General features: G+C 68.9%; 22 protein-coding genes. 10 read left to right on the top strand and 12 right to left on the bottom strand.

Annotation, left to right across the window (positions count from 1 at the left end):
* Window positions 1-109: 109 nt before the first annotated feature.
* The 5 genes from HWX00_RS22030 to HWX00_RS22010 form a co-directional block, all read right to left on the bottom strand.
* The gene (locus tag HWX00_RS22030) at window positions 110-1,225 is read right to left on the bottom strand and encodes an alkene reductase (protein WP_034187753.1); all 1,116 of its coding nucleotides are present in this window, start codon (window positions 1,223-1,225) and stop codon (window positions 110-112) included.
* Between the two features lie 65 nt (window positions 1,226-1,290).
* On the bottom strand, window positions 1,291-2,097 hold the full coding sequence (gene dkgB / locus HWX00_RS22025) for a 2,5-didehydrogluconate reductase DkgB (RefSeq protein WP_069707125.1): 807 nt from the start codon (window positions 2,095-2,097) through the stop codon (window positions 1,291-1,293).
* A gap of 150 nt (window positions 2,098-2,247) precedes the next feature.
* Window positions 2,248-3,198 (bottom strand): LLM class oxidoreductase, encoded by a 951-nt coding sequence (locus HWX00_RS22020; RefSeq protein ID WP_124670367.1) that lies wholly within the window; start codon window positions 3,196-3,198, stop codon window positions 2,248-2,250.
* Window positions 3,199-3,211: 13 nt separating this feature from the next.
* Complete coding sequence (locus HWX00_RS22015; protein WP_034187756.1) at window positions 3,212-3,535, bottom strand: MoaF-related domain-containing protein; 324 nt, start codon at window positions 3,533-3,535, stop codon at window positions 3,212-3,214.
* A 29-nt stretch (window positions 3,536-3,564) separates the two neighbouring features.
* Window positions 3,565-4,767 carry an MFS transporter gene (locus HWX00_RS22010; RefSeq protein WP_175029021.1) on the bottom strand — a complete coding sequence of 401 codons (1,203 nt, stop codon included), beginning with the start codon at window positions 4,765-4,767 and terminating at the stop codon, window positions 3,565-3,567.
* Between the two features lie 100 nt (window positions 4,768-4,867).
* Here HWX00_RS22010 and HWX00_RS22005 point away from each other — a divergent pair, with 100 nt between their 5' ends.
* Window positions 4,868-5,812, top strand: a complete 945-nt coding sequence (locus HWX00_RS22005; protein WP_175029020.1) for a LysR family transcriptional regulator — start codon at window positions 4,868-4,870, stop codon at window positions 5,810-5,812.
* An 83-nt stretch (window positions 5,813-5,895) separates the two neighbouring features.
* Here the strand turns inward: HWX00_RS22005 and zwf are convergent, their stop codons facing one another.
* Window positions 5,896-7,371: a glucose-6-phosphate dehydrogenase gene (gene zwf / locus HWX00_RS22000; RefSeq protein WP_034187759.1), complete on the bottom strand. Its 1,476-nt coding sequence runs from the start codon at window positions 7,369-7,371 to the stop codon at window positions 5,896-5,898.
* Window positions 7,372-7,558: 187 nt separating this feature from the next.
* Between zwf and HWX00_RS21995 the strand changes: the two genes are divergently transcribed.
* The 4 genes from HWX00_RS21995 (at window position 7,559) to HWX00_RS21980 (ending at window position 11,991) form a co-directional block, all read left to right on the top strand.
* Window positions 7,559-8,137, top strand: a complete 579-nt coding sequence (locus HWX00_RS21995; protein ID WP_034187760.1) for a TetR/AcrR family transcriptional regulator — start codon at window positions 7,559-7,561, stop codon at window positions 8,135-8,137.
* Between the two features lie 168 nt (window positions 8,138-8,305).
* Window positions 8,306-9,181, top strand: a complete 876-nt coding sequence (locus HWX00_RS21990) for an SDR family NAD(P)-dependent oxidoreductase (RefSeq protein WP_175029019.1) — start codon at window positions 8,306-8,308, stop codon at window positions 9,179-9,181.
* Between the two features lie 234 nt (window positions 9,182-9,415).
* Complete coding sequence (locus HWX00_RS21985; protein WP_124670363.1) at window positions 9,416-10,606, top strand: M20 aminoacylase family protein; 1,191 nt, start codon at window positions 9,416-9,418, stop codon at window positions 10,604-10,606.
* Window positions 10,607-10,659: 53 nt separating this feature from the next.
* Window positions 10,660-11,991: an MFS transporter gene (locus tag HWX00_RS21980; RefSeq protein WP_034187766.1), complete on the top strand. Its 1,332-nt coding sequence runs from the start codon at window positions 10,660-10,662 to the stop codon at window positions 11,989-11,991.
* Between the two features lie 34 nt (window positions 11,992-12,025).
* Here HWX00_RS21980 and HWX00_RS21975 read toward each other — a convergent pair whose 3' ends face one another.
* Window positions 12,026-12,946, bottom strand: a complete 921-nt coding sequence (locus tag HWX00_RS21975; protein WP_034187767.1) for a LysR family transcriptional regulator — start codon at window positions 12,944-12,946, stop codon at window positions 12,026-12,028.
* Window positions 12,947-13,091: 145 nt separating this feature from the next.
* Here HWX00_RS21975 and HWX00_RS21970 point away from each other — a divergent pair, with 145 nt between their 5' ends.
* Both HWX00_RS21970 and HWX00_RS21965 read left to right on the top strand, forming a co-directional pair.
* Window positions 13,092-13,865 carry a transporter substrate-binding domain-containing protein gene (locus HWX00_RS21970; protein ID WP_175029018.1) on the top strand — a complete coding sequence of 258 codons (774 nt, stop codon included), beginning with the start codon at window positions 13,092-13,094 and terminating at the stop codon, window positions 13,863-13,865.
* Window positions 13,866-13,930: 65 nt separating this feature from the next.
* Window positions 13,931-15,046 carry a succinylglutamate desuccinylase/aspartoacylase family protein gene (locus HWX00_RS21965; RefSeq protein ID WP_175029017.1) on the top strand — a complete coding sequence of 372 codons (1,116 nt, stop codon included), beginning with the start codon at window positions 13,931-13,933 and terminating at the stop codon, window positions 15,044-15,046.
* Window positions 15,047-15,131: 85 nt separating this feature from the next.
* Here HWX00_RS21965 and HWX00_RS21960 read toward each other — a convergent pair whose 3' ends face one another.
* The gene (locus HWX00_RS21960; RefSeq protein ID WP_175028158.1) at window positions 15,132-16,118 is read right to left on the bottom strand and encodes a LysR family transcriptional regulator; all 987 of its coding nucleotides are present in this window, start codon (window positions 16,116-16,118) and stop codon (window positions 15,132-15,134) included.
* A 151-nt stretch (window positions 16,119-16,269) separates the two neighbouring features.
* Here HWX00_RS21960 and HWX00_RS21955 point away from each other — a divergent pair, with 151 nt between their 5' ends.
* Together HWX00_RS21955 and HWX00_RS21950 are read left to right on the top strand one after the other, a co-directional pair.
* A complete protein-coding gene (locus HWX00_RS21955; protein WP_034187771.1) occupies window positions 16,270-17,589 on the top strand; it encodes an MFS transporter in 1,320 nt (439 codons plus the stop codon).
* Between the two features lie 101 nt (window positions 17,590-17,690).
* The gene (locus HWX00_RS21950; protein ID WP_059558983.1) at window positions 17,691-19,202 is read left to right on the top strand and encodes a M81 family metallopeptidase; all 1,512 of its coding nucleotides are present in this window, start codon (window positions 17,691-17,693) and stop codon (window positions 19,200-19,202) included.
* 15 nt (window positions 19,203-19,217) lie between these two features.
* Here HWX00_RS21950 and HWX00_RS21945 read toward each other — a convergent pair whose 3' ends face one another.
* On the bottom strand, window positions 19,218-20,006 hold the full coding sequence (locus tag HWX00_RS21945) for an IclR family transcriptional regulator (RefSeq protein WP_049028801.1): 789 nt from the start codon (window positions 20,004-20,006) through the stop codon (window positions 19,218-19,220).
* Window positions 20,007-20,232: 226 nt separating this feature from the next.
* On the opposite strand from HWX00_RS21945, the gene pcaF reads away from it, so the two are divergent.
* Window positions 20,233-21,435, top strand: a complete 1,203-nt coding sequence (gene pcaF, locus HWX00_RS21940; RefSeq protein ID WP_034187773.1) for a 3-oxoadipyl-CoA thiolase — start codon at window positions 20,233-20,235, stop codon at window positions 21,433-21,435.
* 99 nt (window positions 21,436-21,534) lie between these two features.
* Here pcaF and HWX00_RS21935 read toward each other — a convergent pair whose 3' ends face one another.
* The 3 genes from HWX00_RS21935 to HWX00_RS21925 form a co-directional block, all read right to left on the bottom strand.
* Window positions 21,535-22,053, bottom strand: a complete 519-nt coding sequence (locus HWX00_RS21935; RefSeq protein ID WP_175028157.1) for a 2-thiouracil desulfurase family protein — start codon at window positions 22,051-22,053, stop codon at window positions 21,535-21,537.
* A gap of 85 nt (window positions 22,054-22,138) precedes the next feature.
* Window positions 22,139-22,699: a GNAT family N-acetyltransferase gene (locus tag HWX00_RS21930; RefSeq protein WP_175028156.1), complete on the bottom strand. Its 561-nt coding sequence runs from the start codon at window positions 22,697-22,699 to the stop codon at window positions 22,139-22,141.
* A complete protein-coding gene (locus HWX00_RS21925) occupies window positions 22,696-23,553 on the bottom strand; it encodes a class I SAM-dependent methyltransferase (protein WP_175028155.1) in 858 nt (285 codons plus the stop codon). Before HWX00_RS21925 ends, HWX00_RS21930 begins: the two co-directional genes overlap by 4 nt.
* Window positions 23,554-23,726 lie beyond the last annotated feature (173 nt).

The raw sequence follows: 23,726 nt of genomic DNA, 5'->3' as shown, positions 1-23,726 counted from the left end.
CCATTCGGAAATGACAATCGCGGCGATAGCGGCCGCGATCGTCGGGGGAGCGCAGGCGCGATCAGCGGATCGCGACCGGGTCGATGTCGACCTGCGTGGAGGACGGCGGTCAGGCCGCGGCTTGCGCGAGCGTCGGATAGTCGGTCAGGCCCCGGGCGCCGCCGCCGAACAGCGTGTTGCGGTCGTGCGGCGCGAGCGCGGCGCCGGTGCGCAGGCGTTCGGGCAGGTCGGGGTTCGCGACGAACGGGCGGCCGAACGCAATGAGGTCGGCCCAGCCGGCGGCGATCGCCTCGCGTGCGCGCTCGGCGGTGTACGCGCCGGCGTAGATCAGCACGCCCGGGTAGGCGGCACGCAGTTGCTGCTTGAAGGCGACCGGCATCAGCGGCGCGTCGTCCCAGTCGGCTTCCGCGACGTGCAGGTAGCCGACGCCGAGTTCGCCGAGCAGCTTCGCGGCCGCGAGATAGGTCGTTTCCGGATCGTCGTCGACGCAACCGTTCAGCGTGGTCAGCGGCGCGAGGCGGATGCCGACGCGCGCGGCGTCGCCGGTGCCGTCGATCAGCGCCTGCGTGACTTCGCGCAGGAAGCGCAGCCGGTTGTCGAGCGAGCCGCCGTATGCGTCGGTGCGCGTGTTGGCGTTCGAATCGATGAACTGGTTCACGAGGTAGCCGTTCGCGCCGTGCAGCTCGACGCCGTCGAAGCCGGCCTCGATCGCGTGGCGCGCGGCGGCGCGGTACTGGTCGACGATCTCGCGGATCTCGTCGATCGACAGCGCGCGCGGCTCGGATGCCTGCACGAAGCCCGGCGTGCTGCCGTCTTCACCGGCGATGAACACGTTTACGCCCTTCGCCTGGATCGGCGACGACGATACGGGTTGCGCGCCGCCGAGCAGGCTCGTATGGCTCAACCGGCCGACGTGCCACAGCTGCGCGAAGATGCGGCCGTGCGCGGCATGCACGGCGTCGGTCACCTTGCGCCAGCCGGCGACCTGCGACGGCGTGTGAATGCCGGGCGTCCACGCGTAGCCCTTGCCGAGCGGCGCGATATAGGTGCCTTCGCTGACGATCAGGCCCGCACTCGCGCGCTGCGCGTAATACGCGGCCATCAGGTCGTTGGCTTCGTCGCCGGGCTGGCTCGCGCGCGAGCGCGTCATCGGCGGCATCACGATGCGGTTCGGCAGCGTCAGCGCGCCGAGTTGCAGCGGTTGAAAAAGCGGGTCCTGGGTCATGGTGGTGTCCTGTGGATGCCGCGGCCGGCCGGCCGCGGACGGGTCGATGAGGCGGGGCGGCGCGCTTAGTCCCACTGCGGCGCGAGGCCGGCCGGGTCGACTTCGCGGCCGTTGCGCTCGAGCGCGGCGATCTGCGCCATGTCTTCGTCGGTGAGGCGCAGCGTCTGCGCGAGCAGGTTGCTTGCGAGGTTTTCGCGCTTCGTCGACGACGGAATCACCGAGTAGCCGAGCCGCAGCGCCCACGCAAGCGCGACCTGGGCGGGCGTCGCGTCGTGACGGCGGGCGATCGCGCCGAGCACCGGGTCGCCGAGCACCTTGCCGTACGCGAGCGTCATGTACGACGTCACGTGGATGCCTTCGCCGTTCAGGAACTCGACGAGCTTGCGGTTCTGCAGGTACGGGCTCAGTTCGATCTGGTTCGTGGCGATCGCCTCCTTGCCGACGGCCGCGATCGCTTCCTTCGTCAGTTCGATGTTGAAGTTCGAGATGCCGATCTGGCGCGTGAGGCCTTTCGCCTTGGCGTCGGCGAGTGCGGTCATGAACGCCTGGATCGATACGCCGTTGCCCGGGGCCGGCCAGTGGATCAGCGTCAGGTCGACATGGTCGGTGCGCAGCTTGCGCAGGCTATCTTCCAGGCTTGCGCCCAGCTTTTCCGGCGCGTAGTTGTCGACCCAGATCTTCGTGGTCAGGAACAGGTCTTCGCGGCGCACGCCCGAGGCGGCGATCGCTTCGCCGACTTCGGCTTCGTTGCCGTAGATCTGCGCGGTGTCGACCGCGCGGTAGCCGACTTCGAGGCCGTTGCGGACCGAGTCGATGACAACCTGGCCTTGCAGGCGGAAGGTACCGAGGCCGAATGCGGGAATCTTGCTCATCACGTGCTCCAGGGAGGGTGAAACGATTACGGGTCAGGCGTCATTCTGGCGTCTTGGACTGATGAAATAAACGCCTATAGAAGCCAATGATATTTGACTTGAAATCAAATATAAGTCCTGCGGCTGGCCCGCCGCAGGCCGTTGCCGGCCTTATGCGGCGCGCGTCTGCACGTTCGTCGCCGGATGAAAGACGGGCAGCACGTCCGATGCGATCTCGGCCATCGTCTCGTCGAGCGGGCGGCGGTTGCGGCGGAAATGCAGGCCGATGTGCCGCACGCCCGCGTCGCGCATCGCCGCCAGTTCTTCCGTCAGCGCGATGCGGCCCGCGCGGGCGCCGAAGCGGTGCCGCTGCAGCGGCTCGTGCGGATCGTCCGCGAGGTCGAGATGGATGAAGCTCACGTACGGCTTGTCGCCGGCCACCGCGCGCCAGTTCGCGGCGCGCTGCGCGTGGTCGGCCGGCGTGCCCGGATACGCGAGGCAGCCGTCCATGCGCTCGCCGATCCACGCGGGCGTCTGCTGCGCAAGGCCCGCGACGAGCAGCGGCACCGGCGAACGGGCGACCGGCAGCACGTCGAGGCCGGGCGGCAGGTGGCCGCGCGCGCCGTCGCGCAGCAGCGCGATCTGGTCGCGGAAATTCGCGCCGCGCGACGCGAAATCGCGGCCGAACAGCGGATATTCGACCGGCCGGTCGCCGCTCGCGACGCCGAGCATCAGGCGGCCGCCGCTCAGTTCCTGGATCGTCGCGGCCGATTTCAGCGTCAGCAGCGGCTCGCGCAGCGGCAGCACGACGGCTGCCGTGCCGAGCAGGATGTCGTTCGTGATGCCGGCGAGGTAGCCGAGATACGAGAACGTTTCGAACACCTGCGCGGCGTCGCCGAACGACGGGTCGTATACCGGCACGTCGCGTACCCAGAGCGCGCGGAAGCCGAGCGTGTCGGCCAGTTGCGCGAGCTCCGCGTGGATCTCCAGGTCGGGCACGCCGGGGCGGCGGCCCTGGTGCTGGCGCTTCGCGTCGCCGGCCGGCGACCAGTCGTTGTCGAGCGGCAGTTCGATGCCGACGCTGAAGCCGCCGTCGGCGAGTTTCTCGAGTGAGGTGGACATGGTCGGGCTCCGTTCAGACCGCGCGCAGGCTGCCTGCGAGGCGGTGGAAATCGAGCGACGGCGCGGTGAAGAACGCGCGCGACGTGCCGGCGGCGAAATCGTCGATGTGCACGACCGTCGCGCGGTCGGCTTCCTGCCACGCGATCGCATAGGTCTCGCCGGCGACGGGCTGCCACGCGTATTCGACTTCCCCCTTCGCGCCCGCGTACGGGCCTTCGGTGATCTCGTAGCGCATGTGGAGGCCGTCCTCGTCGTACGCGTTGAGCGCGGTGAGGCCGTCGTAACGGACTTCGAAAGTCTTGCCGGCGAACGGCGGACGTCGGGTCGATGCGTTCATGCGGGTGAACTCCTGCAAAAAAGTGACGTTCAGTGGGCGAGTTCGACGGGTTCCGCCGTGCGTTCCGGCAGCCCGTGGCGACGGTCGAGGCGGCCGCTCAGCGCGGTGAGCGCGAATGCGCCGAGCGTGACGACGGCGGCGATCCACGGCGTGTGGCCGAGGCCGACGTTCGCGACGATCAGGCCGCCGAGCGACGAGCCGCCGGCCACGCCGAGGTTGAGCGCGGCGATGTTGAAGCCCGAGGCGACGTCGGCGGCGTCCGGCGCGAAGTGGCGCGCCTGCTTGACGACGTACACCTGCAGCCCCGGCACGTTGCCGAACGCGACCGCCCCCCAGGCGAGCATCGTCAGCACCGCGAGCCATTTCACGTGGATCGTGAAGGTCAGCGCGAGCAGCACGATCGCGAGCAGCAGGAAGATCCGCTTGAGCGCCTTCACGGGGCCGACGGCATCCGCGAGCTTGCCGCCCCACACGTTGCCGAACGCGACCGACACGCCGTAGCCGACGAGCACGAGGCTGACCTGCGACGGCGTGAAGCCGGCGATCTGTTCGAGCAGCGGCGCCATGTACGTGAACGCGATCAGCGAGCCGCCGTAGCCGACGGCCGTCATCGCGAAGACGAGCAGCAGGCGCGGCTGGGCCAGCACGCGCAGCTGGCGGGCGAGCGGCGCCGGCGGCGTCCGCGGCAGCCCGCGCGGCACGAAGGCGACTGCGCCGAGGAACGCGACGAGGCCGAACAGCGCGACGATCAGGAACGTCGCGCGCCAGCCGAAGTGCTGGCCGATGAAGGTGCCGAGCGGAATACCGGCGACGAACGCGACGGTCATCCCGCTGAACATCGTCGCGATCGCGCTCGCGGCCTTGTCCTTCGGCACGAGCGTCGTCGCGATGATCGAGCCGACCGAGAAGAACACGCCGTGCGCGAGGCCGGTGAGGACGCGCGCGACGATCAGCGATTCGTAGCCCGGTGCCTGCCAGGCGACGAGGTTGCCGACGGTGAAGAGGGCCATCAGCCCGGCGAGCAGCGTCTTGCGCGGCACGCGGCCGGTGAGCGCGGTGAGCAGCGGCGCGCCGATGGCGACGCTCAGGGCATAGAGGCTGACGAGCAGGCCGGCCGACGGCAGGCTGACGCCGAGATCGGCGCCGATCGTCGGGATCAGCCCGACGATCACGAACTCGGTCGTGCCGATGGCAAACGCGCTGATGGTCAGCGCAAGCAGGGCGAGTGGCATGGTGGATCCTGGTTCCGGTAAGGATGGATCGCAGTGTGCCGACTTTACTTTTGCGGAAAAACTGGTCTATAAACCAAATTGTTTTGATTTCAGATCAACAATGAAGATCACGCTCGACGAACTCCAGGCCTTTGCCGCCGTGGTCGACACCGGCTCGATCACCGCCGCGTCCCGGCAGCTCGACCTCACCGTGTCGGCGACGAGCCGCACGCTCGCGCGGCTCGAGGAGAAGCTGAAGACCACGCTGCTGCGCCGGACCACGCGCCGGCTCGAACTGACCGAGGAGGGGCGTGCGTTCCTGCAGGATGCGCGCGCGATCATCGAATCGGTCGAGAATGCGGAGGAGCAGATGCTCGCGCGGCGCGAGATGCCGTCCGGGCGCCTGCGCGTCGACGCCGCGACGCCGTTCATGCTGCACGTGATCGTGCCGCTCGTGCGCGGCTACCGCGCACGCTTCCCGAAGGTCGAGCTGGAGCTGAACAGCAACGAGGGCATCATCGACCTGCTGGAGCGGCGTACCGACGTCGCGATCCGGATCGGCCGGTTGAAGGATTCGACGCTGCACAGCCGGCGCATCGGCAACAGCCGGCTGCGCATTCTGGCGAGCCCCGCCTATATCGAAGCGCACGGCCAGCCGCGCAAGGTCGAGGAGCTCGCCAGGCACGCGCTGCTCGGCTTCACGCAGCCCGAGTCGTTGAACGTGTGGCCGATCCTCGGCGCCGACGGCGAAGCGTGCCGCATCGAGCCGGACGTCAGTTCGTCGAGCGGCGAGACGCTGCGGCAGCTCGCGCTGGAGGGCGCGGGCGTCGTCTGCCTGTCGGATTTCATGACCGCGCAGGATCGCGAGGCGGGGCGGCTCGTGCAGGTGCTCGCGCGTCAGACGCTCGAGGTCGAGCAGCCGATCCATGCGGTGTATTACCGCAATACCGCGATCTCGTCGCGGATTGCGTCGTTCGTCGACTACATGATCGAGGTGCTGGGCGGCAGCAACGGCGGCGGCGGGACGCCGACGCGGCGCAAGGCCGCGTGGCTGGAGCCGCAGTAGCGGCGCCTCGCGGACGGGAAGACGGCGGGCGCCGCCCCCGTTGATCCGGCGAGCCGCGCGGGCGGCACGCCGTCATGCGGCCGTTACGCCTCTTCGGCCCAGGACATCCCGTCGCGCGCGAGCAGCGCCGACGAAGCGGCCGGACCGAACGTGCCGGCCGTATAGAGGCGCGGCCGGTCGCCGAGCTGCTTCCAGCCGTCGAGAATCGGCTCGACCCACGTCCACGCGGCTTCGAGCTCGTCGCGACGCATGAAGTGCGTGAGGCGGCCGCGGATCACGTCGATCAGCAGCCGTTCGTACGCTTCCGCGCGCCGCTCCGGAATCGCCTGCTGCAGGTCGAGGTTCAGGTTGACCGGCACCATGTTCATCCCGCTGCCCGGTTCCTTCGCGAGCATCTGCAGCTGGATCGACTCTTCCGGCTGGAGCTGGATCACGAGGCGGTTACCGTAATGGCGCGGGCCGTTCGGGATGATCGAGAACGGCATGTCGGCGAACTCGACCACGATTTCCGACTGGCGGCGCTGCAGCCGCTTGCCGGTGCGCAGGAAGAACGGCACGTTCGCCCAGCGCCAGTTGTTGATGTGCGCGCGCAGCGCGACGAAGGTTTCCGCGCGGCTGTCCGCCGGCACGTTGTCTTCCTCGAGGTAACCCTTCACCGGCTGGCCGTCGACCGCGCCGGCCGTGTACTGGCCGCGCACCGTGTCGCGCGCGACGTCCGACAGCGACATCGGCCGCAGCGAGCGCAGTACCTTCAGCTTCTCGTCGCGCACCGCGTCCGGGTCGAGCGACACGGGCGGCTCCATCGCGACGATGCACAGCAGCTGCAGCAGGTGGTTCTGCACCATGTCGCGCAGCGCGCCCGTATGGTCGTAGAAGCCCGCGCGGCTGCCGACGCCGACCGTCTCCGCCACCGTGATCTGCACGCTGCGGATGTTCGGCGCCTGCCACAGCGGCCCGAAGATCGGGTTGCCGAAGCGCAGGACCATCAGGTTCTGCACGGTTTCCTTGCCGAGATAGTGGTCGATCCGATAGATCTGCGATTCCTCGAAGTGCTTGCCGACCGCATTGTTGATCGCCTTCGCGGACGCAAGATCGTGGCCCAGCGGTTTTTCGAGGACGACGCGCGAGCGCGCGTCGACCAGGTGCGCGGCCGACAGGTTGTCGCAGATCGTCGTGAACAGCTCCGGCGACGTCGACAGGTAGAACACGCGGATCGCCTCGCCGCGCGCCGCTTCGGCGAGGCGCTGGTAGTCGTCGGGCGCGTTCACGTCGATCAGCACGTACTTGAAGAGATCGAGGAAGCGGCTCCACGCGTCGGCGTCGAACGCCTTCGCGTCGATGAACGGGCGCGACTGCTCGTCCATGAACTTGCGATAGCCGTCGATGCCCCAGTCGCGGCGGCCGACGGCGATGATGCGCGTCTCGGGCGGAAGATTGCAGTGCAGGTGCGCCATGTACAGCGCGGGCAACAGCTTGCGGGCGGCCAGGTCGCCACCGCCGCCGAAGATGATCATGTCGACGGGCCGGTCGGCCGCGGTCTGGGTAGGCTGATTCGTCATGGGAGGTTCGCGGTTTGAAGCGGTGAACGTGAAACGAACGTCGAGGGCGCCGGGCGCCGGCACGGCAAAACCCTAATAGTGCACGGTTTTGATGGATCGCGTGTGCGTTCGCCCGGATGTAACAGCGCTTGCGTTCCGGATGAAGGCTTGATTATGATTGAGTGCTCACTCATTAAAGGAATCGAACGTGGCTCGACCGCGCAGTCCCGACAAGCACGAAGCCATCCTCGCCGCCGCCGCCCGCGCGCTCGCCGAGGACGGCGCCACTGCGACCACCGCGCGCATCGCGCGGCTCGCCGGCGTGGCGGAAGGCACGGTGTTCACGTACTTCGAGACCAAGGATGCGTTGCTGAACGCGCTGTACCTGAGCCTGAAGGCCGACATGCGCGAAGCGATGATGACCGGATTTCCGGAACACGCGCCGGTCGAGCAGGCCGTGCGGCATGCGTGGAACGGCTATGTGTCGTGGGGCGTCGCGAATCCGGACGGGCGGCGCGCGCTGCAGCAGCTCGGCGTGAGCGGGCGCATCGACGACGCGCATCGCGCGGCCGGCGCCGAAGGCTTCGGCGGGATCAGCACGCTGCTGCGCGAGCAGGTTGCCGCGTCGGGCGCGCTGAACCGCGACGAAGCGCATGCGTTCTGCGCGGCATTGTTTACGTCGATCGCGGAAACGGCGATGGAGTCGATCGCGCGCGATCCGGCACGGGCGGATGCCTATCGGGAAGCCGGGTTTCGTGCGTTGTGGGCCGTGCTGCACGCGGTGTGAGTGAAGGATTGCCGTCGTGGCGGCGCGTGCGGTTGCGCGTGTCGCGGCGGCGGCCGGCGGTGCGTTTCGGGCAGGGTGATGCAGGTCATGAAGGACCGAATCGTCGCCCTTATTAATGAGTGAGTAATCATTCATTTTTGTGATTTCACCACGATCAAGGAGTGGAACATGTCGAAAGTCTGGTTGGTAACGGGGGCCGCGCGCGGCCTGGGGCGAGCGATTTCGGAAGCGGTGCTCGCGGCGGGCGACCGGCTGGTGGCCGGCGCCCGCGATCCGGCGCGGCTGGCCGATCTGGCCGAGCGGTACGGCGACCGGCTGCTGACGGTCGCACTCGACGTCACCGACGAAGCGGCGGCCGCGCAGGCCGTCGCGGCCGCACAGGCGGCGTTCGGCCGTATCGACGTGCTGGTGAACAACGCGGGTTACGGCCATACGGCGCCATTCGAGCAGATGGGCACCGACGACTTCCGCGATCAGATCGAAACGAACCTGTTCGGCGTGATCAACCTGACGCGCGTCGTGCTGCCGACGCTGCGTGCGCAGCGTGCGGGGCACATCTTCCAGGTGTCGTCGGTCGGCGGGCGCACGTCGACGCCCGGGTTGTCCGCGTACCAGGCCGCGAAGTGGGCGGTCGGCGGGTTCAGCGACGTGCTCGCGAAGGAAGTCGCGCCGTTCGGCGTGCGCGTGTGCACGCTCGAACCGGGCGGGATGCGTACCGAATGGGCCGCGCAGGCGAAGCGCGACATCGACGAGCTGCTGCCCGATTACCAGCCGTCGGTCGGGAAGATTCTCGAGCTGCTCGGCACGTATGGCGGCCACGAGGTCGGCGACCCCGCGCGGATCGCGGCGCTGATCGTCGAGTTGTCGCGCCGCGACGATGTGCCGCTGCGTCTGCTGCTCGGCGGCGATGCGCTGTACGTGTGCGAGCAGGCGGAAACGCAGCGCGCGGAAGAGGCGGCGCGGTGGCGCGATGCGACGCTGTCGACGATGTTTCCGGATGCCAGGCTGCCCGACGGGCTCGATGCGCTGAAGGCGGTCGACTGAGCGATGCCGCGGGGGGCTGCACGGCTGTTCGCATCGTGCGGCATGGAGGTTGTGCCGGTGACGGGGGGAGAGGACGGCCGGGCCCATGCCCGTATTAACCCTGATCAACAAATCTTATCGCGGTGAAAAATTCCGCATCTTATTGAATCGATATCGGCTCGATATAGTGGCTCGCTTTCCCGCACGCGGCCCCCGCATGCGGCTGACACGCTGACATCAGCAGGAGCCCTCTTGATGACCACCGATACCCGATTCACCGAAATCGAGGATCTGATGCCCGCCGCCGGCGGGCTGCGCGAGATCCGTCACCACATCCATCACCATCCCGAACTCGCGTACGAAGAGCACGACACCGCCGCGCTCGTCGCGGACAAGCTCGAGCAATGGGGCTGGCAGGTGACGCGCGGAGTCGGCAAGACGGGGGTGGTCGGCACGCTGCGCGTGGGCGACGGGACGCGCAGCATCGGCATTCGCGCCGACATGGATGCGCTGCCGATCGTCGAGGCGACCGGCCTGCCGTATGCGAGCGGCACGCACGGCAAGATGCACGCCTGCGGCCACGACGGCCACACGACGATGCTGCTCGGCGCCGCGCAGCATCTCGCGAAGACGCGCAACTTCTCGGGCACCGTGCACCTGTATTTCCAGCCGGCGGAAGAGCACGGCGTCGACAGCGGCGCGAAGAAGATGATCGACGACGGCCTGTTCGAGCGCTTCCCGTGCGACGCCGTGTTCGGCATGCACAACCATCCGGGCGCGGCGCCCGGCGTGTTCCTCACGCGGCGCGGCCCGTTCATGTCGGCCGGCGACAAGGCGATCATCACGATCGAGGGCGTCGGCGGCCACGCGGCGCGGCCGCACCTGACGGTCGACCCGGTGGTCGTCGCGGCGAGCATCGTGATGGCGCTGCAGACGATCGTCGCGCGCAACGTCGACCCGGCGCAGCCGGCGGTCGTCACGGTCGGCTCGATGCACGCCGGCACTGCGAACAACGTGATCCCGAACGGCGCGCGCCTCGAACTCAGCGTGCGCTCGTTCAGCCCCGATGTCCGCGCGCTGCTCAAGCGCCGCATCACCGAGCTGGCCGAAACGCAGGCCGCGAGCTACGGCGCGACGGCCAATGTCGAGTACATCGAAGGCTACCCGGTCGTCGTCAATACGGATGCCGAAACGGATTTCGCCGCGCGAGTCGCGCGCGAACTGGTCGGTGACGCGCAGGTGGTCGAGCAGACCGACCTGCTGATGGGCAGCGAGGATTTCGCGTTCATGCTGCAGCGGCGGCCGGGCTCGTTCGTGCGGCTCGGCAACGGCGAAGGCGAGGACGGCTGCATGGTGCACAACCCGAAGTACGACTTCAACGACCGGAACCTGCCGATCGGTGCGGCGTACTGGACGCGTCTCGTCGAGCGTTACCTCGGGCAGTGATCGCAGCGGCGCGCGGCCGGCGCTTCCGGCCGCATTGAGAAGAGGCGACAACGATGCAGAAAGACCATCTCGCGCTGCACCCCGCATCGGCGGGGACCGCCGAAACCGGCATGCCCGGCGCGCGTGCCGTCGCGCGGCGCGGCGCGATCGCCGCGGCCGTGATCGGCAACTGGCTGGAGTTCTTCGATTTCACCGTGTACGGCTTCTTCGCGGTGCTGATCGGCAAGCTGTTCTTCCCGTCGAGCGACTCGACCACGTCGCTACTGCTGTCGGTCGCGACGTTCGCGGCCGGCTTCTTCACGCGGCCGCTCGGCAGCATCGTGCTCGGCATCCATGCGGACCGCAAGGGGCGCAAGGCGGCGCTGAACCTGACGATCATGCTGATGGCGCTCGGCACCGGCCTGATCGCGATCGCGCCGACCTATGCGCAGGTCGGCGTGGCCGCGCCGCTGCTCGTCGTGTTCGCGCGGCTGCTGCAGGGCTTCTCGCAGGGCGGCGAATTCGGCGCGGCGACCACGACGCTGCTCGAACACGGCGGCACGTCGCGCCGAGCGTTCCGCGCGAGCTGGCAGCTGGCGACGCAGGGCGGCGCCGCGCTGATGGGCTCGGGCTTCGCGGCGCTGCTGTCGAACACGATGACGAAGGACGCGCTGGAAAGCTGGGGCTGGCGGCTGCCGTTCCTCGTCGGCGTGCTGATCGCGCCGGTCGGCATGTACCTGCGCCGCCGGCTCGCGGACGACGCGCCCGGCGACCGTCATCACGGAATCGAGCGCGGCGTGCTGCACGCGCTGTTCTCGAAGCACGCGCGCACCGTGCTGCTGCTGATGCTCACGGTGATGGGCGGCACGGTGTCGACCTACATCCTGACGTTCTACATGCCGACCTACGCGATCCACACGCTCGGCCTGCCGATGAAGCTGTCGATGTTCGTCGGCGTCGCGTCGGGCTGCGTGATGCTGGTCACGTGCCCGCTGTTCGGCTGGCTGTCGGACCGGCTCGGCAGCCGGCGCCTGCCGATCTTCGTCGGCCGCGGCGTGCTGGTCGTGCTGCTGTTCCCGGCGTTCTGGCTGATGAACCATCACCCGACGCTGTCGGTGATCCTGCCGCTGACCGCGCTGATGCTGCTGTTCTATTCGCTTGGCTCGGCGTCGGAAATGGCCTTGATGTGCGAATCGCTGCCGCGCCACGTGCGCGCGACCGGCATCTCGATCGCGTATGCGCTCGCGGTGACGATCTTCGGCGGCACCGCGCAGCTGATCGCGACCTGGCTCGTGAAGACGACCGGCAGCAAGCTCGCGCCGGCCGGCTACGTGGCCGCGTGCGTGGTGCTGTCGCTGATCGCGGTCGCGATGCTGCGCGAGACGGCCGGGGAGTCGCTGGACTGACGCGCGACGCGGGCGGCGGGGCGGTGCCGCGCGCTTACCGCCCGCGCACCATCCTCAGGTACGACGCGAGCATCGCCGCGAGTTCCTGCGCGGCCGGCGTCAGCGGCACGGCCGCGCGCTGCAGCAGGCAGATGTCCTGCGCTTCGGCCTGCTCGCGCACGGGCACTTTCGCGAGCGCGCCGGCGAACGGCCCGTGCCGCGTGATCGCTTCGGTTTCGAGCGCGAGGGAGTCGGTCTGCGTGACGATCTGCAGCGTCTCGAACATCCCTTCGACGGTGGCGAGCACCTTCGGCGGCGGCTGGCCGTGCGCGTCGAAGTACGCGAGCAGGCGGTTCACGACCGGGTCGGCGCTCAGGTTCGGCGAGCGCGTGGACACCCACGGGTAGCCGGCCAGCTCGGCGAGCGATTGCGCGTGCATCGCCGGATGCCCGCGGCGGCAGACGACCACCGGCGCCGACGCACGCAGCGGCGTCACCGCGAGATCGGTCGTGTCGGTCTGCTTCGCGACCAGCGCGATCGCGAAATCGACCGCGCTTTCCCGCAACCAGCCGACCATCATCCGCGACGTGCCGGTGCGCAGGTGCACGTCGACCTTGTCGAAGCGCGCGCGAAACGCGCTCAGCACCGGCGCGAACGCGTCGATCAGCGGCTCGGTCGCGAGCCCGAGCGTGACGGTGCCTTCGTACGCGCCGCTCAACTGGCGGATTTCCCGTTCGACCTGTTCGCATTCACCGAGGATCGCGCCGGAGCGCGCGAGCAGGCGCTGGCCGACGGCCGTCGGCACGATGCCGCGATTGGTGCGCGTGAACAGCGTCGCGCCGAGCGTGGCCTCGAGGCTCTGCAGCTGCTGCGTGACGCCGCTTTGCGCGAGATCGAGCGCGCGTGCGGCGGCGCGCAGGCTGCCGTGCTCGACGACGGCCTGGAAGATGCGGAGCTGGGACAGCGTGAACGCCATGGATGCGCGCGAGGCCGGTGATCGGAAATACCGATCATGATAAGGCAGGCGATGGTTTCGGCGGCGGCCCGTGCCGCCTACGATCGCAGGCAGTCCGGCTGATGCCGCTTGTTTCGCTTGTTTCTCTTCCTGCCCTCCGTCGACCATGAAACGTTTCCTCGTCCCGCTCGTTTCCCTGTGCGTCGGCCTGGCCGCCACGTCCGCGTCCGCGCTCGACGCGCACGTCGTGCGGCTCGGCATCGATCCGACCTATCCGCCGATGGATGCGAAGGCGCCCGACGGCAGCCTGAAGGGCTTCGACGTCGATCTCGGCAACGAGATCTGCCGCCGCGCGCAGTTGCGCTGCCAGTGGGTCGAACTCGAATTCTCCGGGATGATCCCGGCGCTGCAGGCGCGCAAGATCGACGCGATCCTGTCGTCGATGGCGATCACGGCGAAGCGCGAGAAGCAGATCCTGTTCTCGTCGAAGCTGTTCCGCTTCAAGTCGCGGCTCGTCGCGCGGCCGGGCCTCGGGCTCGGCGGCACGGCCGCGTCGCTGGCGGGCAAGCGCGTCGGCGTGCAGTCGGGCACCCAGTTCGAATCGTGGGCGCTCGCGCACTGGGCGACGGCCGGCGTGAGCGTGGTGCCGTACAAGAGCCAGGACGACGTGTTCGCCGATCTCGGGAACGGCCGTCTCGACGCGGCGCTGCTCGGCACGGTGGAGGCCGACTACGGGTTCCTGCGCCAGCCGCGCGGCAAGGGCTTCGCGTTCGTCGGCGCGCCGCTCGACATGGGCGATCGCGGCGTCGGCATCGGCATGCGGCAAGCCGATACGGCGCTGAAGGCGTCGATCGACGGCGCGATCGCGTCGATGCTGAAGGACGGCACCTACGACCGGATCGCGAAGCAGTACTTCGATTTCAACCCGTACGGCGACTGAGCGCCGCGCAGGCCCGTTGCCACGATCCCTCCGATGCCCCCGTTTTCATCCGTTCGAGACCATCGATGCAGATTCGCACCACGCCGCTCCTGTCGCCGTCGATCGGCACGCAGCGCACGCTGACGAGCTTTCATTTCGGGCCGGCCGACACCGGCCGCAAGATCTACCTGCAGGCCGCGCTGCACGCGGACGAGACGCCCGCGATGCTCGCGGCGTTCGTGCTGAAGCAGCGCCTCGCGCAGCTCGATGCCGACGGCCGGCTCGCGGCCGAGATCGTGCTCGTGCCGGTGTCGAACCCGGTCGGCCTCAATCATCATCTGCTCGGGCAGTTCATCGGCCGGTTCGACCTGGCGAGCGGCCGCAACTTCAATCGCGGCTTCATGCCGCTCGCGGAGATCGCCGCGCAAGCGCGCGACCGCCTCGGCGACGACGGCGTGCGCAATCGCGCGATCGTGCGCGAATGCGTCGGCGCGGCGCTCGACGCCGTCGAACCGCGTACCGAATTCGACGCGTTGCAGCTTGCGCTGCTGAAGCTGTCGCACGACGCCGAGGTCGTGATCGACCTGCATTGTTCGCTCGAAGCGGTGATGCACGTGTACACGAGCGACACTGCATGGCCGGAGATCGAGCCGCTGGCGCGTTATCTCGGGGCGGAGGCGTCGCTGCTCGCCGAGGATTCGGGCGGACAGGCGTTCGACGATGCGCATCACCTGCTGTGGGCGGGGTTGCGCCAGCATCTGCCGGAAGGCACGCCGATGGCGGCCGGCACGGTGGCCGTGACGGTCGAGTGCCGCGGCCAGCGCGACGTGACGTACGAATACGCGCAACGCGATGCCGACGCGCTCGTCGACTATCTCGTCTGGCGCGGCGCGGTGCACGGCGAACGCACGCCGTTGCCGCCGCTGGCCGCGCCCGCCACGCCGCTCGCGGGCAGCGAACAGTTCTACGCGCCGGTCAGCGGGATCCTCGTGCATCGTGCGGCGATCGGCGCGACGATCCGCGCGGGCGAGCCGCTGTTCGACATCGTCGATCCGCTGACCGATGCGATCACGACGATCTCGAGCGCGACCGACGGCGTGTTCTACATGCGGCGCGCGATCCGCTTCGTGACGGCCGGCGCGCCGCTTGGCCGCGTGACGGGCACGGTGCCGGTGCGCACGGGGATGCTGCTCGGCGCGTGAGCGCGGCGCCGGACGCGCGGCGGTTCGATCGCGGCCTGCGCCGGGCCGGCCGCGAGGCGAGGGCCGGCGCGGCCGGTGCGGCCGGTCACGGCTCGCCGCGATGCGCGGCGGCACGTTTGCCCGCCCGGCCGCGCGCGATTGTCTTGCCGCTGCGCGCGCCCGCGTTCGAGAACATCTTCATCTCCTGCAGGATGCCGCGCAGCAACGTATCGGCCGCGACGCCGAGCGTCCGTCCCGCCTTGACCAGCAGCCGCGCGTTGGCCGCCTCGAGCAACGGATGCGCGACGGGCACGGCGACGAGCTCGCCTGCCGCCAGTTCCTGATACGCAGCGAAGGCGGCGAGCAGCGTGACGCCGTCGTTGCGCTTCACGAAGTGGCGCAGCACGGCGAGCGAGTTGGTGGTGAGCGTCGGGTGGAGGTGGATGTTCTCCGCGTAGGCAAGCATCTGCACGGCCTGTCCGAGACCGAACGCGGGCGGCATCAGCGCGAGCGGATACCCGGCGAGTTCGCGTACCGCGACGGGGCGGCCGCGCACGGCGAGCGGGTGCCCGGGATGGACGAGCGCCACCACCGGCTGCGACGCGGTGGCGACGTACTCGATATCCGGATGCGCCGGCGGGTTGTAGGCCAGGCCGATATGCGCGCGGCTTTCGGCGACTTCCTGCAGCAACGTGCTGACCGGCAGGAGATCGACGGTGACGTCGAGCTTCGGATAGCGCGCGCAGAAATCGGTGAGTACCTCGTCCATCAGGCAGTCGATATAGCCTTCGCTGGCCACGATGCGGATCTGGCCGTGCTGCAGCCCGCGAAGCGCCTGCAGGCGGTCTTCGAAGAGTTCCTGCTGGGAACGGCAGCCGCGCCAGTATTCGAGCAGGTGTGCGGCGGCCTCGGTCGGCTGCACGCCGCGCGGCTGGCGCTCGAACAGCGGGGCGCCGATTTCTTCCTCGAGCAGGCGGATCTGCCGCGTGATGACGGACGGCGACGTGTTGATGCTGTCGGCCGCGCCACGGATGGAACCGTGCGTCAGGACTTCGTGGAAATAGCGCAGGCGGCGCTGGTTCAGTTCGCGCATGGTGTCGGTCCGTGTGCCTTCGAAGTGTTGCTCGTTGAGCAACGATAACTCGCATAGGTTGCTATTGCGCCGCTTTTTCGTCTCCTCGACGATTCGAACAGCGTTGAACATCGTTGCGGGATTCGAAGCAATAGGCCCTAAAGGAGAGCGCATGTCCGCCATTCCATCCCCTCAAGACCCGGTCGCGCCCGGCAGCCCGGCGCATCAGGCCCTCTACCGCAAGCTGAACTGGCGCCTGCTGCCGTTCCTGCTGCTCTGCTACACCTTCGCGTATCTCGATCGCGTGAATATCGGGTTCGCGAAGCTCGCGATGCAGAGCGACCTGGGTATCTCCGATGCGGTGTACGGACTGGGCGCGGGCATCTTCTTTCTCGGCTACGTCCTGTTCGAGATCCCGAGCAACCTGCTGCTGCCGCGGATCGGCGCGCGCAAGACCATCAGCCGGATCATGGTGCTGTGGGGCCTGACCTCGGCCGGCATGATGTTCGTCCACGACGAGACCACGTTCTACGCGATGCGCTTCCTGCTCGGCGTGTTCGAGGCCGGCTTCGCGCCGGGAATGATCTTTTACCTGACGTACTGGTATGGCCAGCGCCGGATGGCCGGCGTGATGGCGGTCGTCATGCTCGCCGGCCCGATCGGCGGCGCGTTCGGCTCGCCGCTGTCGGCGTGGCTGATGACCGGGCTGTCCGGTGCCCACGGCCTGGCCGGCTGGCAGTGGATGTTCGTCGTCGAAGGCCTGCCGTGCGTGCTGTTCGGCGTGCTCGCGCTCAAGGTGCTGTCCGACCGGCCGGCCGATGCGAAATGGCTGACCGACGACGAGAAGCGGCTGCTCGCCGCCGAGCTGCACACCACCGATGCGGGCCATCACTCGTTCGGGCAGGTGGCGCGCGATCCGCGCGTGTACCTGCTGGCGTTTGCCTACTTCACGATCATCTGCGGGATCTACGCGGTGAGTTTCTGGCTGCCGTCGATCATCAAGGCCGACGGCGTGACCGACACGATGCAGATCGGGCTGTACTCGATGATTCCGTACGTGTGCGCCGCGATCGCGATGGTCGTCATCGGCCGCCGGTCGGACCGTCGCGGCGAGCGCCGTTTCCACAGCGCGGTGCCGGCCCTGATCGGCGCGATCGCGCTGGCCGTGGCGACGACGGCCAACGGCAATCTTGCCGTCTCGCTGGTCGGCATGACGATCGCCACGTCGATGATCTGGGCCGCGTACACGGTGTTCTGGGCGATTCCGTCGCAATACCTGAAGGGCGACGCCGCGGCGGGCGGCATCGCGTTGATCAACACGATCGGCCTGATCGGCGGCTTCCTGAGCCCGACCATCATCGGTGCGATCCATTCGGCGACCGGCAGCATGGCCGCGGGACTGCTGGTCATGGTCGCACTGCTCGTCGCCGGTGCCGCGGTACTCGTGGCGAACCGGCTTCCCGCATCCCGCGACGCGCTGGCGACAGCCTGACGTCACGGGCCCGCGGGCATTCCAATATCCAGCGCGCCGTCGCCCGCCGGCCCTGACGGCGGGGTGCCGGCGCCTTGACGGCCTTTTCCGGAGACACATTTTTGAACACGCGCATCCTGATCGCCGGTTTCCAGCATGAAACCAATACGTTTGCACCGTCGAAAGCCGCATACGCCAACTTTGAGCGGGGCGAAGGCTTCCCGGCCATGGTGCGCGGCGAGGACGTGCTCGCGCTGCGCGACGTCAATATTCCCGCCGGCGGCTTCATCGCCGCGGCCGAACGGCGTGGCTGGACCTTGCTGCCGGTCATCTGGGCGGGCGCAAGCCCGTCGGCGCACGTGACCGAGGACGCGTTCGAGCGCATTGCCGGAGAAATCGTCGCGGCGGTTCGCCGCGGAGGCTACGACGCGGTGTACCTCGACCTGCACGGCGCGATGGTCGCCGAGCATACCGACGACGGCGAAGGCACGTTGCTCGAGCGCGTGCGCGCGGCGGTCGGCCCGGACGTGCCGGTGGTCGCGTCGCTCGACCTGCATGCCAACGTCACCGCGCGGATGCTGCGCGAGGCCGATGCGCTGGTCGCCTTTCGTACCTATCCGCACGTCGACATGGCCGAGACCGGCGCGCGCGCGGCCGCGCTGCTCGAGCGCCTGTTCGACGCGCGGGCGGGCCGCCGCCCGCTGCATCGCGCCGCGCGCCGGCTGCCGTTCCTGATTCCGATCAACGGCATGTGCACGCTGCTCGAACCTGCGCGCGGCATGTATGCGCGGCTCGCGGCGCTGGAGACCGGGGCCGTGGCGTCGCTGTCGTTCGCGCCGGGCTTTCCGGCGGCCGATTTCCCCGAATGCGGCCCGGTCATCTGGGGCTACGGCGACGACGCCGCGTCGGCCGAGGCGGCCGTGCAGGCGCTCCACGACAAGATGCTGGCGGACGAAGCCGCGTGGCAGGTGCCGTTCCTGTCGCCCGACGATGCCGTGCGCGAGGCCATGCGGCTGTCCGAGGGGGCCGGCAAGCCGGTCGTCATCGCCGATACGCAGGACAATCCCGGCGCGGGCGGCGACTCGAACACGACGGGCATGCTGCGGGCGTTGCTGCGCAACGGCGCGAAAGATGCCGCGATCGGCTTGATCTGGGACCCGGCGGCCGCGGCCGCGGCCCATCGCGCCGGTGTCGGCGCGTTCATCGACGTGGCGCTCGGCGGCGTCTCCGGCGTGCCCGGCGACGCGCCGCACCACGCGCGTTTCGAGGTCGTGCACCTGTCCGACGGGGTATGCCGGTATGACGGCCCGATGATGAACGGCATGCGCGCGGATGTCGGCCCGGTCGCGTGCCTGCGGATCGACGGCGTGCTGATCGTGGTGAGCAGCGGCAAGGCGCAGATGCTCGACCGCAATCTCTATCGCGTGGGCGGGGTCGAGCCGGAATCGATGAAGATCCTCGTCAACAAGAGCTCGGTGCACTTCCGCGCCGATTTCCAGGATATCGCCGAGGCGGTGCTGGTCGCCACGGCGCCTGGCCCGATGACGGCCGATCCGGCCGAGTTGCCGTGGACCCGGCTGACGCCGGGAATCCGCATGAAGCCGACGGGAAAGGCGTTCGCCGGCAACGGCTGACGCGCGGCCGGCCGCTCAGCCGCGCCGCGCGACCAGTTCCGATACCGTCTGCGCGGCCTGCTGCAGCGGCCCGAGAAACTCCTTCACCATCTGTTTCGCGGTGTGCCGCTGCGCGTTGCCGCTGATGTTCATCGCCGCGATGATCTGCCCGCGCCGGTTGCGGATCGGCGCGGACAGCGACATCAGGCCCACTTCGAGTTCCTGGTCGACCACGGCCCAGCCCTGCTGGCGCACCTGCGCGATCGTTGCCTTCAGTTCGCCGAGATCCGTGATCGTGCGCGGCGTATGCGCGCGGATGCTGCTCTGCGCGAGCGTTTCGTCGAGCGCCGCGTCGTCGAGCGCGGACAGCAGCACGCGGCCCATCGACGTGCAGTACGCGGGCAGCCGGCTGCCGATCGACAGGTTGATCGTCATGATCTTGTGCGTCGGCACGCGCAGCACGTAGACGATCTCGGTGCGGTCGAGCACCGCGGCCGAGCAGCTTTCGTGGATCTGCGCGGACAATTGCTCCATCACCGGATCGGCGAGATTCCAGAACGGCATCGACGTGAGGTACGCGAAGCCGAGCTCGAGGATTTTCGGCGTGAGCCGGAACAGCCGGCCGTCGGCCTCGACATAGCCGAGCGTCTGCAGCGTGAGCAGGATCCGGCGCGCGCCTGCACGCGTGAGCCCGGTGGCCGACGCGACTTCGGTGAGCGTCTGCTCGGGCCGGGCCGCGTCGAACGCGCGGATGACCGCGAGGCCGCGCGCGAACGACTGCACATAGGAGTCGCCGGGTTTCGTCTGGGTGTCTTCGGTTGTCATGAGCGCCTGGAATATCGTGCAGCCGAGAAGATAGCGCATGGGGCCTGACACGCCAACCGCGCGGCAGGCCGCGCGCTTGACAGGTCGTCCCCGCACTCCCTATGATGCGTTGAACGTTCGATACACGATCTTATGTTCGTATATAGAACATTTAAGCGCATCCCGGCGGGCAATGCAAGGGGCGCGCCCTGTTCATTTCCCAGCTTTCATGGGACCGGAGACACTGATGACCGAAGCTTTTCTGTGTGATGCGATCCGTACGCCGATCGGGCGTTACGGCGGTGCACTGTCCGGCGTGCGCGCCGACGATCTGGGCGCGGTGCCGCTCAAGGCGCTGGTCGAGCGCAACCGCGACGTCGACTGGACGGCGATCGACGACGTGATCTACGGCTGCGCGAACCAGGCCGGCGAGGACAACCGCAACGTCGCACGCATGTCCGCGCTGCTCGCGGGCCTGCCGCAGGGCGTGCCGGGTTCGACGATCAACCGCCTGTGCGGTTCCGGGATGGATGCGGTCGGCGTGGCCGCGCGCGCGATCAAGTCCGGCGAAGCCGCGCTGATGGTCGCGGGCGGCGTCGAGAGCATGACGCGCGCGCCGTTCGTGATGGGCAAGGCCGCCAGCGCGTTCGCGCGCCAGGCCGACATCTTCGATACGACGATCGGCTGGCGTTTCGTCAATCCGCTGATGAAACAGCTGTACGGCGTCGACTCGATGCCGGAAACCGCCGAGAACGTCGCGGTCGACTACCACGTCAGCCGCGCGGATCAGGACCTGTTCGCGCTGCGCAGCCAGCAGAAGGCCGCGCGTGCGCAGCAGGACGGCACGCTGGCCGAGGAGATCGTGTCGGTCACGATCCCGCAGAAGAAGGGCGATCCGGTGGTCGTGTCGCGCGACGAGCATCCGCGTGAAACGTCGCTCGACACGCTCGCGAAGCTGAAGGGCGTCGTGCGCCCGGACGGCTCGGTGACGGCCGGCAACGCGTCGGGCGTCAACGACGGCGCCGCCGCGCTGCTGCTCGCGAACGAGGAAACCGCGAAGCGCTTCGGCCTGACGCCGCGGGCACGCGTGCTGGGTATCGCGACGGCCGGGGTGGCGCCGCGCGTGATGGGCATCGGCCCGGCGCCGGCCACGCAGAAGCTGCTCGCGCGGCTCGGGATGACGATCGACCAGTTCGACGTGATCGAGCTGAACGAGGCGTTCGCGTCGCAGGGCCTCGCGGTGCTGCGCATGCTGGGCGTCGCCGACGACGATCCCCGCGTGAACCCGAACGGCGGCGCGATCGCGCTCGGCCACCCGCTCGGCGCGTCGGGCGCGCGTCTCGTGACGACCGCGATGTACCAGTTGCATCGCACGAACGGCCGCTTCGCGCTGTGCACGATGTGCATCGGCGTCGGCCAGGGCATCGCGATCGCGATCGAACGCGTCTGATCGGTATGACGCGGTGACGCGGCCGGCCATGCGCCGCGTCACTGTCGTTCCGCTTCGCAACGATGGGCGGCACGAGGAGGCTCGTGCCGCCCATCGTCGTTAACCGCGGAGCTGTTTGATGCGCGCGTCGAGCGCGTCGATCTCGGTGTCCGCGAACACCTCGATGCCGTGCGCGCGCAGCAACGCCGCCGTGACGCCGGCGCCCGCATGCCGCCGGTGCGCGAAATGCCCGTCGTAAATGAACGTGCTGCCGCACGACGGACTGCCGTCGGCGAGGATCGCGAAACGGCAGTCGTGCGCCTGCGCGAGTGCCAGCGCGGTGCGCGCGCCGGATACGAAGGGCGCCGTCACGTCGGCGCCGTTCACGTCGACGATGCGTGCGGTACCCGACAGAACCTGCTGCCCCGATCCGCCTTCGGCGATTTCGGCGGGCGGGCGCGGCACGCCGAGGCCGCCCGCGAGTTCCGGGCAGACCGGCACGAGACGCCCCTCACGCTGCCACCGCGCGAGCGCTTCGTGCGCGGCGGTCTTCGCCGAGCCGTTGTAGCGGACCGGATGGCCGATCACGCACAGGCTGACGAGGATCTTCGGGGCGGCTGGCGGTGGCGGGTCGTGCATCAATGTCGCGCTCCATGGCGGTTAATGGCGGCTGTTGGTCGCTTCTGCAGGGGGGAAATTCCCTGTGCCATCGCGCGTCGGATCATCAGGCCGCCGGTCCTTCCAGATGGAGGTCCTCGGGCTCGAGCGCGTAAAGCTCGGGGTCGGGCGACGGGCTGATCGTGAAGCCGAGCCGCAGGTAGAAGTCGATCGTGTTCCGCGACGGCGTGGCGGACACATACAGGCGGCGCGCGCCCATCGCGCGTGCCTGCCCCTGCGCCGTGCGGTAGAGCTGCTCGCCGAGCCCGCAACCGCGCCAGTCGTGGCTCACGTGCAGGAACTTCAGTTGCAGCATGTCGCGTTGCGGGCCGAGCGGCCGGCTGTCGACGATCACCGCCGCGACGAGCCGTGCACCGTCGAACCTGCCGAGGAACCAGCCGCCGCGATCGTGGCAGTCGAGCAGGATCGGCGTGTAGTGGTCGGCTTCGCCGTCGGGCCAGCCGGCGACGTCGTGGAACTCGGGCACGAGGTGCAGCGTGCCGTCGCGCAGCACGTACAGGTGCTCGATGATCTCGCGCCGGTCGATGGTCCACACGAGCGGCACGTCGTCGCGTGCAAGGAGGCGGGCGGACAGCGCGTCGCGGTCGGCGGCGGTGTGGCGCGTCATGCGGCCACCCGGTGCGCGGCGATCGCGTACATCAGCGGCAGGCGCGGCATGCCGTCGGGCGGCACCATCCGGCGGCCAGCCCGCTCGCGCATGCCGTCGAAGCCCTTCCAGCCGTTCGCATACGGATATTCGTTCAGGCGGTCGATCGCGAGGCCGGCCGACACGAGCGCGTTCACCACGTCGCCGATGCCCCACATGAACTCGTAGCTCGGGTGCGGATTCGTGAAATCGACGATGCCCGGATGATCGTGCCGCGCGCCGAGCCCGGTGCCGGACACCGCGACGTAGTCGCCGACGCCTGCCGGCTCCTCGGTCGCGTCGCGCTGGAAGTAGTCGTAGTGCGGCTGCCAGTGTTCATCGAAAACCAGCGCGAACGGATGGAACTCGACCATCGCGAAGCGGCCGCCCGGCGCGAGCAGCGCGGCGATTCCGCGCGCCCAGACGGTGAGGTCCGACAGCCAGCAGATCGCGCCGTACGACGTGAACACGCGGTCGAAGCGCTCGCCGCGCGCGGCCGCTTCGGGCATCCAGTCGAGCACGTCGGCGCGCTCGAACCGCGCGGGCAGCCCCGCATCGGCCGACAGCTGCCGCGCGAAGCCGATCGCCTCGTCGGCGATGTCGACGCCGGTGGCATCCGCGCCTTCGCGCACGAGGCTCAATGTGTCCTGTCCCGCGTTGCATTGCAGGTGCAGGAGCCGCAGGCCGGCGAGATCGCCGAGCAGCTCTCGTTCTTCCGGAAACAGCGTCGTGCCGCCAGCGCGGAAAAACGCGGCCTGATCGCCTTTATGGCTGTTATGGGCGACCGTCGCCGTATTCCAGGACAGCCGATTCAGTTCATGCAATGCCTTTTTCATCGAATTCGAATTCCGGTGGAATGGAGCAGGATAGGCCATATCGTTTCGCCGTGCGCAATGGATGCCCGCATTGGCACGCCGGGCGGTGCGTTGTGACCGGCGGACACGCGTGCGCGGCGATTATCGCCGGAATATTTGATCGAAATCATGGTAATGGCTGGATTGCATATTTT

The sequence above is a fragment of the Burkholderia seminalis DSM 23518 genome, from assembly GCF_902832885.1.
GTDB classification, from domain to species: Bacteria; Pseudomonadota; Gammaproteobacteria; order Burkholderiales; family Burkholderiaceae; genus Burkholderia; species Burkholderia seminalis.
This window is presented reverse-complemented; position numbering and strand designations above follow the sequence as displayed.

Bases quoted from the DNA above. Each gene is read 5' to 3' on its own strand.
- HWX00_RS22005 (WP_175029020.1), top strand. From the start codon at position 4,868: ATGAAGATCACGCTCGACGAACTCCAGGCCTTTGCCGCCGTGGTCGAC.
- dkgB (WP_069707125.1), bottom strand. From the start codon at position 2,097: ATGAGCAAGATTCCCGCATTCGGCCTCGGTACCTTCCGCCTGCAAGGC.
- HWX00_RS21985 (WP_124670363.1), top strand. From the start codon at position 9,416: ATGACCACCGATACCCGATTCACCGAAATCGAGGATCTGATGCCCGCC.
- pcaF (WP_034187773.1), top strand. From the start codon at position 20,233: ATGACCGAAGCTTTTCTGTGTGATGCGATCCGTACGCCGATCGGGCGT.
- HWX00_RS21975 (WP_034187767.1), bottom strand. From the start codon at position 12,946: ATGGCGTTCACGCTGTCCCAGCTCCGCATCTTCCAGGCCGTCGTCGAG.
- HWX00_RS22030 (WP_034187753.1), bottom strand. From the start codon at position 1,225: ATGACCCAGGACCCGCTTTTTCAACCGCTGCAACTCGGCGCGCTGACG.
- HWX00_RS21945 (WP_049028801.1), bottom strand. From the start codon at position 20,006: ATGACAACCGAAGACACCCAGACGAAACCCGGCGACTCCTATGTGCAG.
- HWX00_RS21960 (WP_175028158.1), bottom strand. From the start codon at position 16,118: ATGCGCGAACTGAACCAGCGCCGCCTGCGCTATTTCCACGAAGTCCTG.
- HWX00_RS21930 (WP_175028156.1), bottom strand. From the start codon at position 22,699: ATGACGCGCCACACCGCCGCCGACCGCGACGCGCTGTCCGCCCGCCTC.
- HWX00_RS21935 (WP_175028157.1), bottom strand. From the start codon at position 22,053: ATGCACGACCCGCCACCGCCAGCCGCCCCGAAGATCCTCGTCAGCCTG.
- HWX00_RS22010 (WP_175029021.1), bottom strand. From the start codon at position 4,767: ATGCCACTCGCCCTGCTTGCGCTGACCATCAGCGCGTTTGCCATCGGC.
- HWX00_RS21970 (WP_175029018.1), top strand. From the start codon at position 13,092: ATGAAACGTTTCCTCGTCCCGCTCGTTTCCCTGTGCGTCGGCCTGGCC.
- HWX00_RS21955 (WP_034187771.1), top strand. From the start codon at position 16,270: ATGTCCGCCATTCCATCCCCTCAAGACCCGGTCGCGCCCGGCAGCCCG.
- HWX00_RS21965 (WP_175029017.1), top strand. From the start codon at position 13,931: ATGCAGATTCGCACCACGCCGCTCCTGTCGCCGTCGATCGGCACGCAG.
- HWX00_RS21990 (WP_175029019.1), top strand. From the start codon at position 8,306: ATGTCGAAAGTCTGGTTGGTAACGGGGGCCGCGCGCGGCCTGGGGCGA.
- zwf (WP_034187759.1), bottom strand. From the start codon at position 7,371: ATGACGAATCAGCCTACCCAGACCGCGGCCGACCGGCCCGTCGACATG.
- HWX00_RS22015 (WP_034187756.1), bottom strand. From the start codon at position 3,535: ATGAACGCATCGACCCGACGTCCGCCGTTCGCCGGCAAGACTTTCGAA.
- HWX00_RS21925 (WP_175028155.1), bottom strand. From the start codon at position 23,553: ATGAAAAAGGCATTGCATGAACTGAATCGGCTGTCCTGGAATACGGCG.
- HWX00_RS21980 (WP_034187766.1), top strand. From the start codon at position 10,660: ATGCAGAAAGACCATCTCGCGCTGCACCCCGCATCGGCGGGGACCGCC.
- HWX00_RS22020 (WP_124670367.1), bottom strand. From the start codon at position 3,198: ATGTCCACCTCACTCGAGAAACTCGCCGACGGCGGCTTCAGCGTCGGC.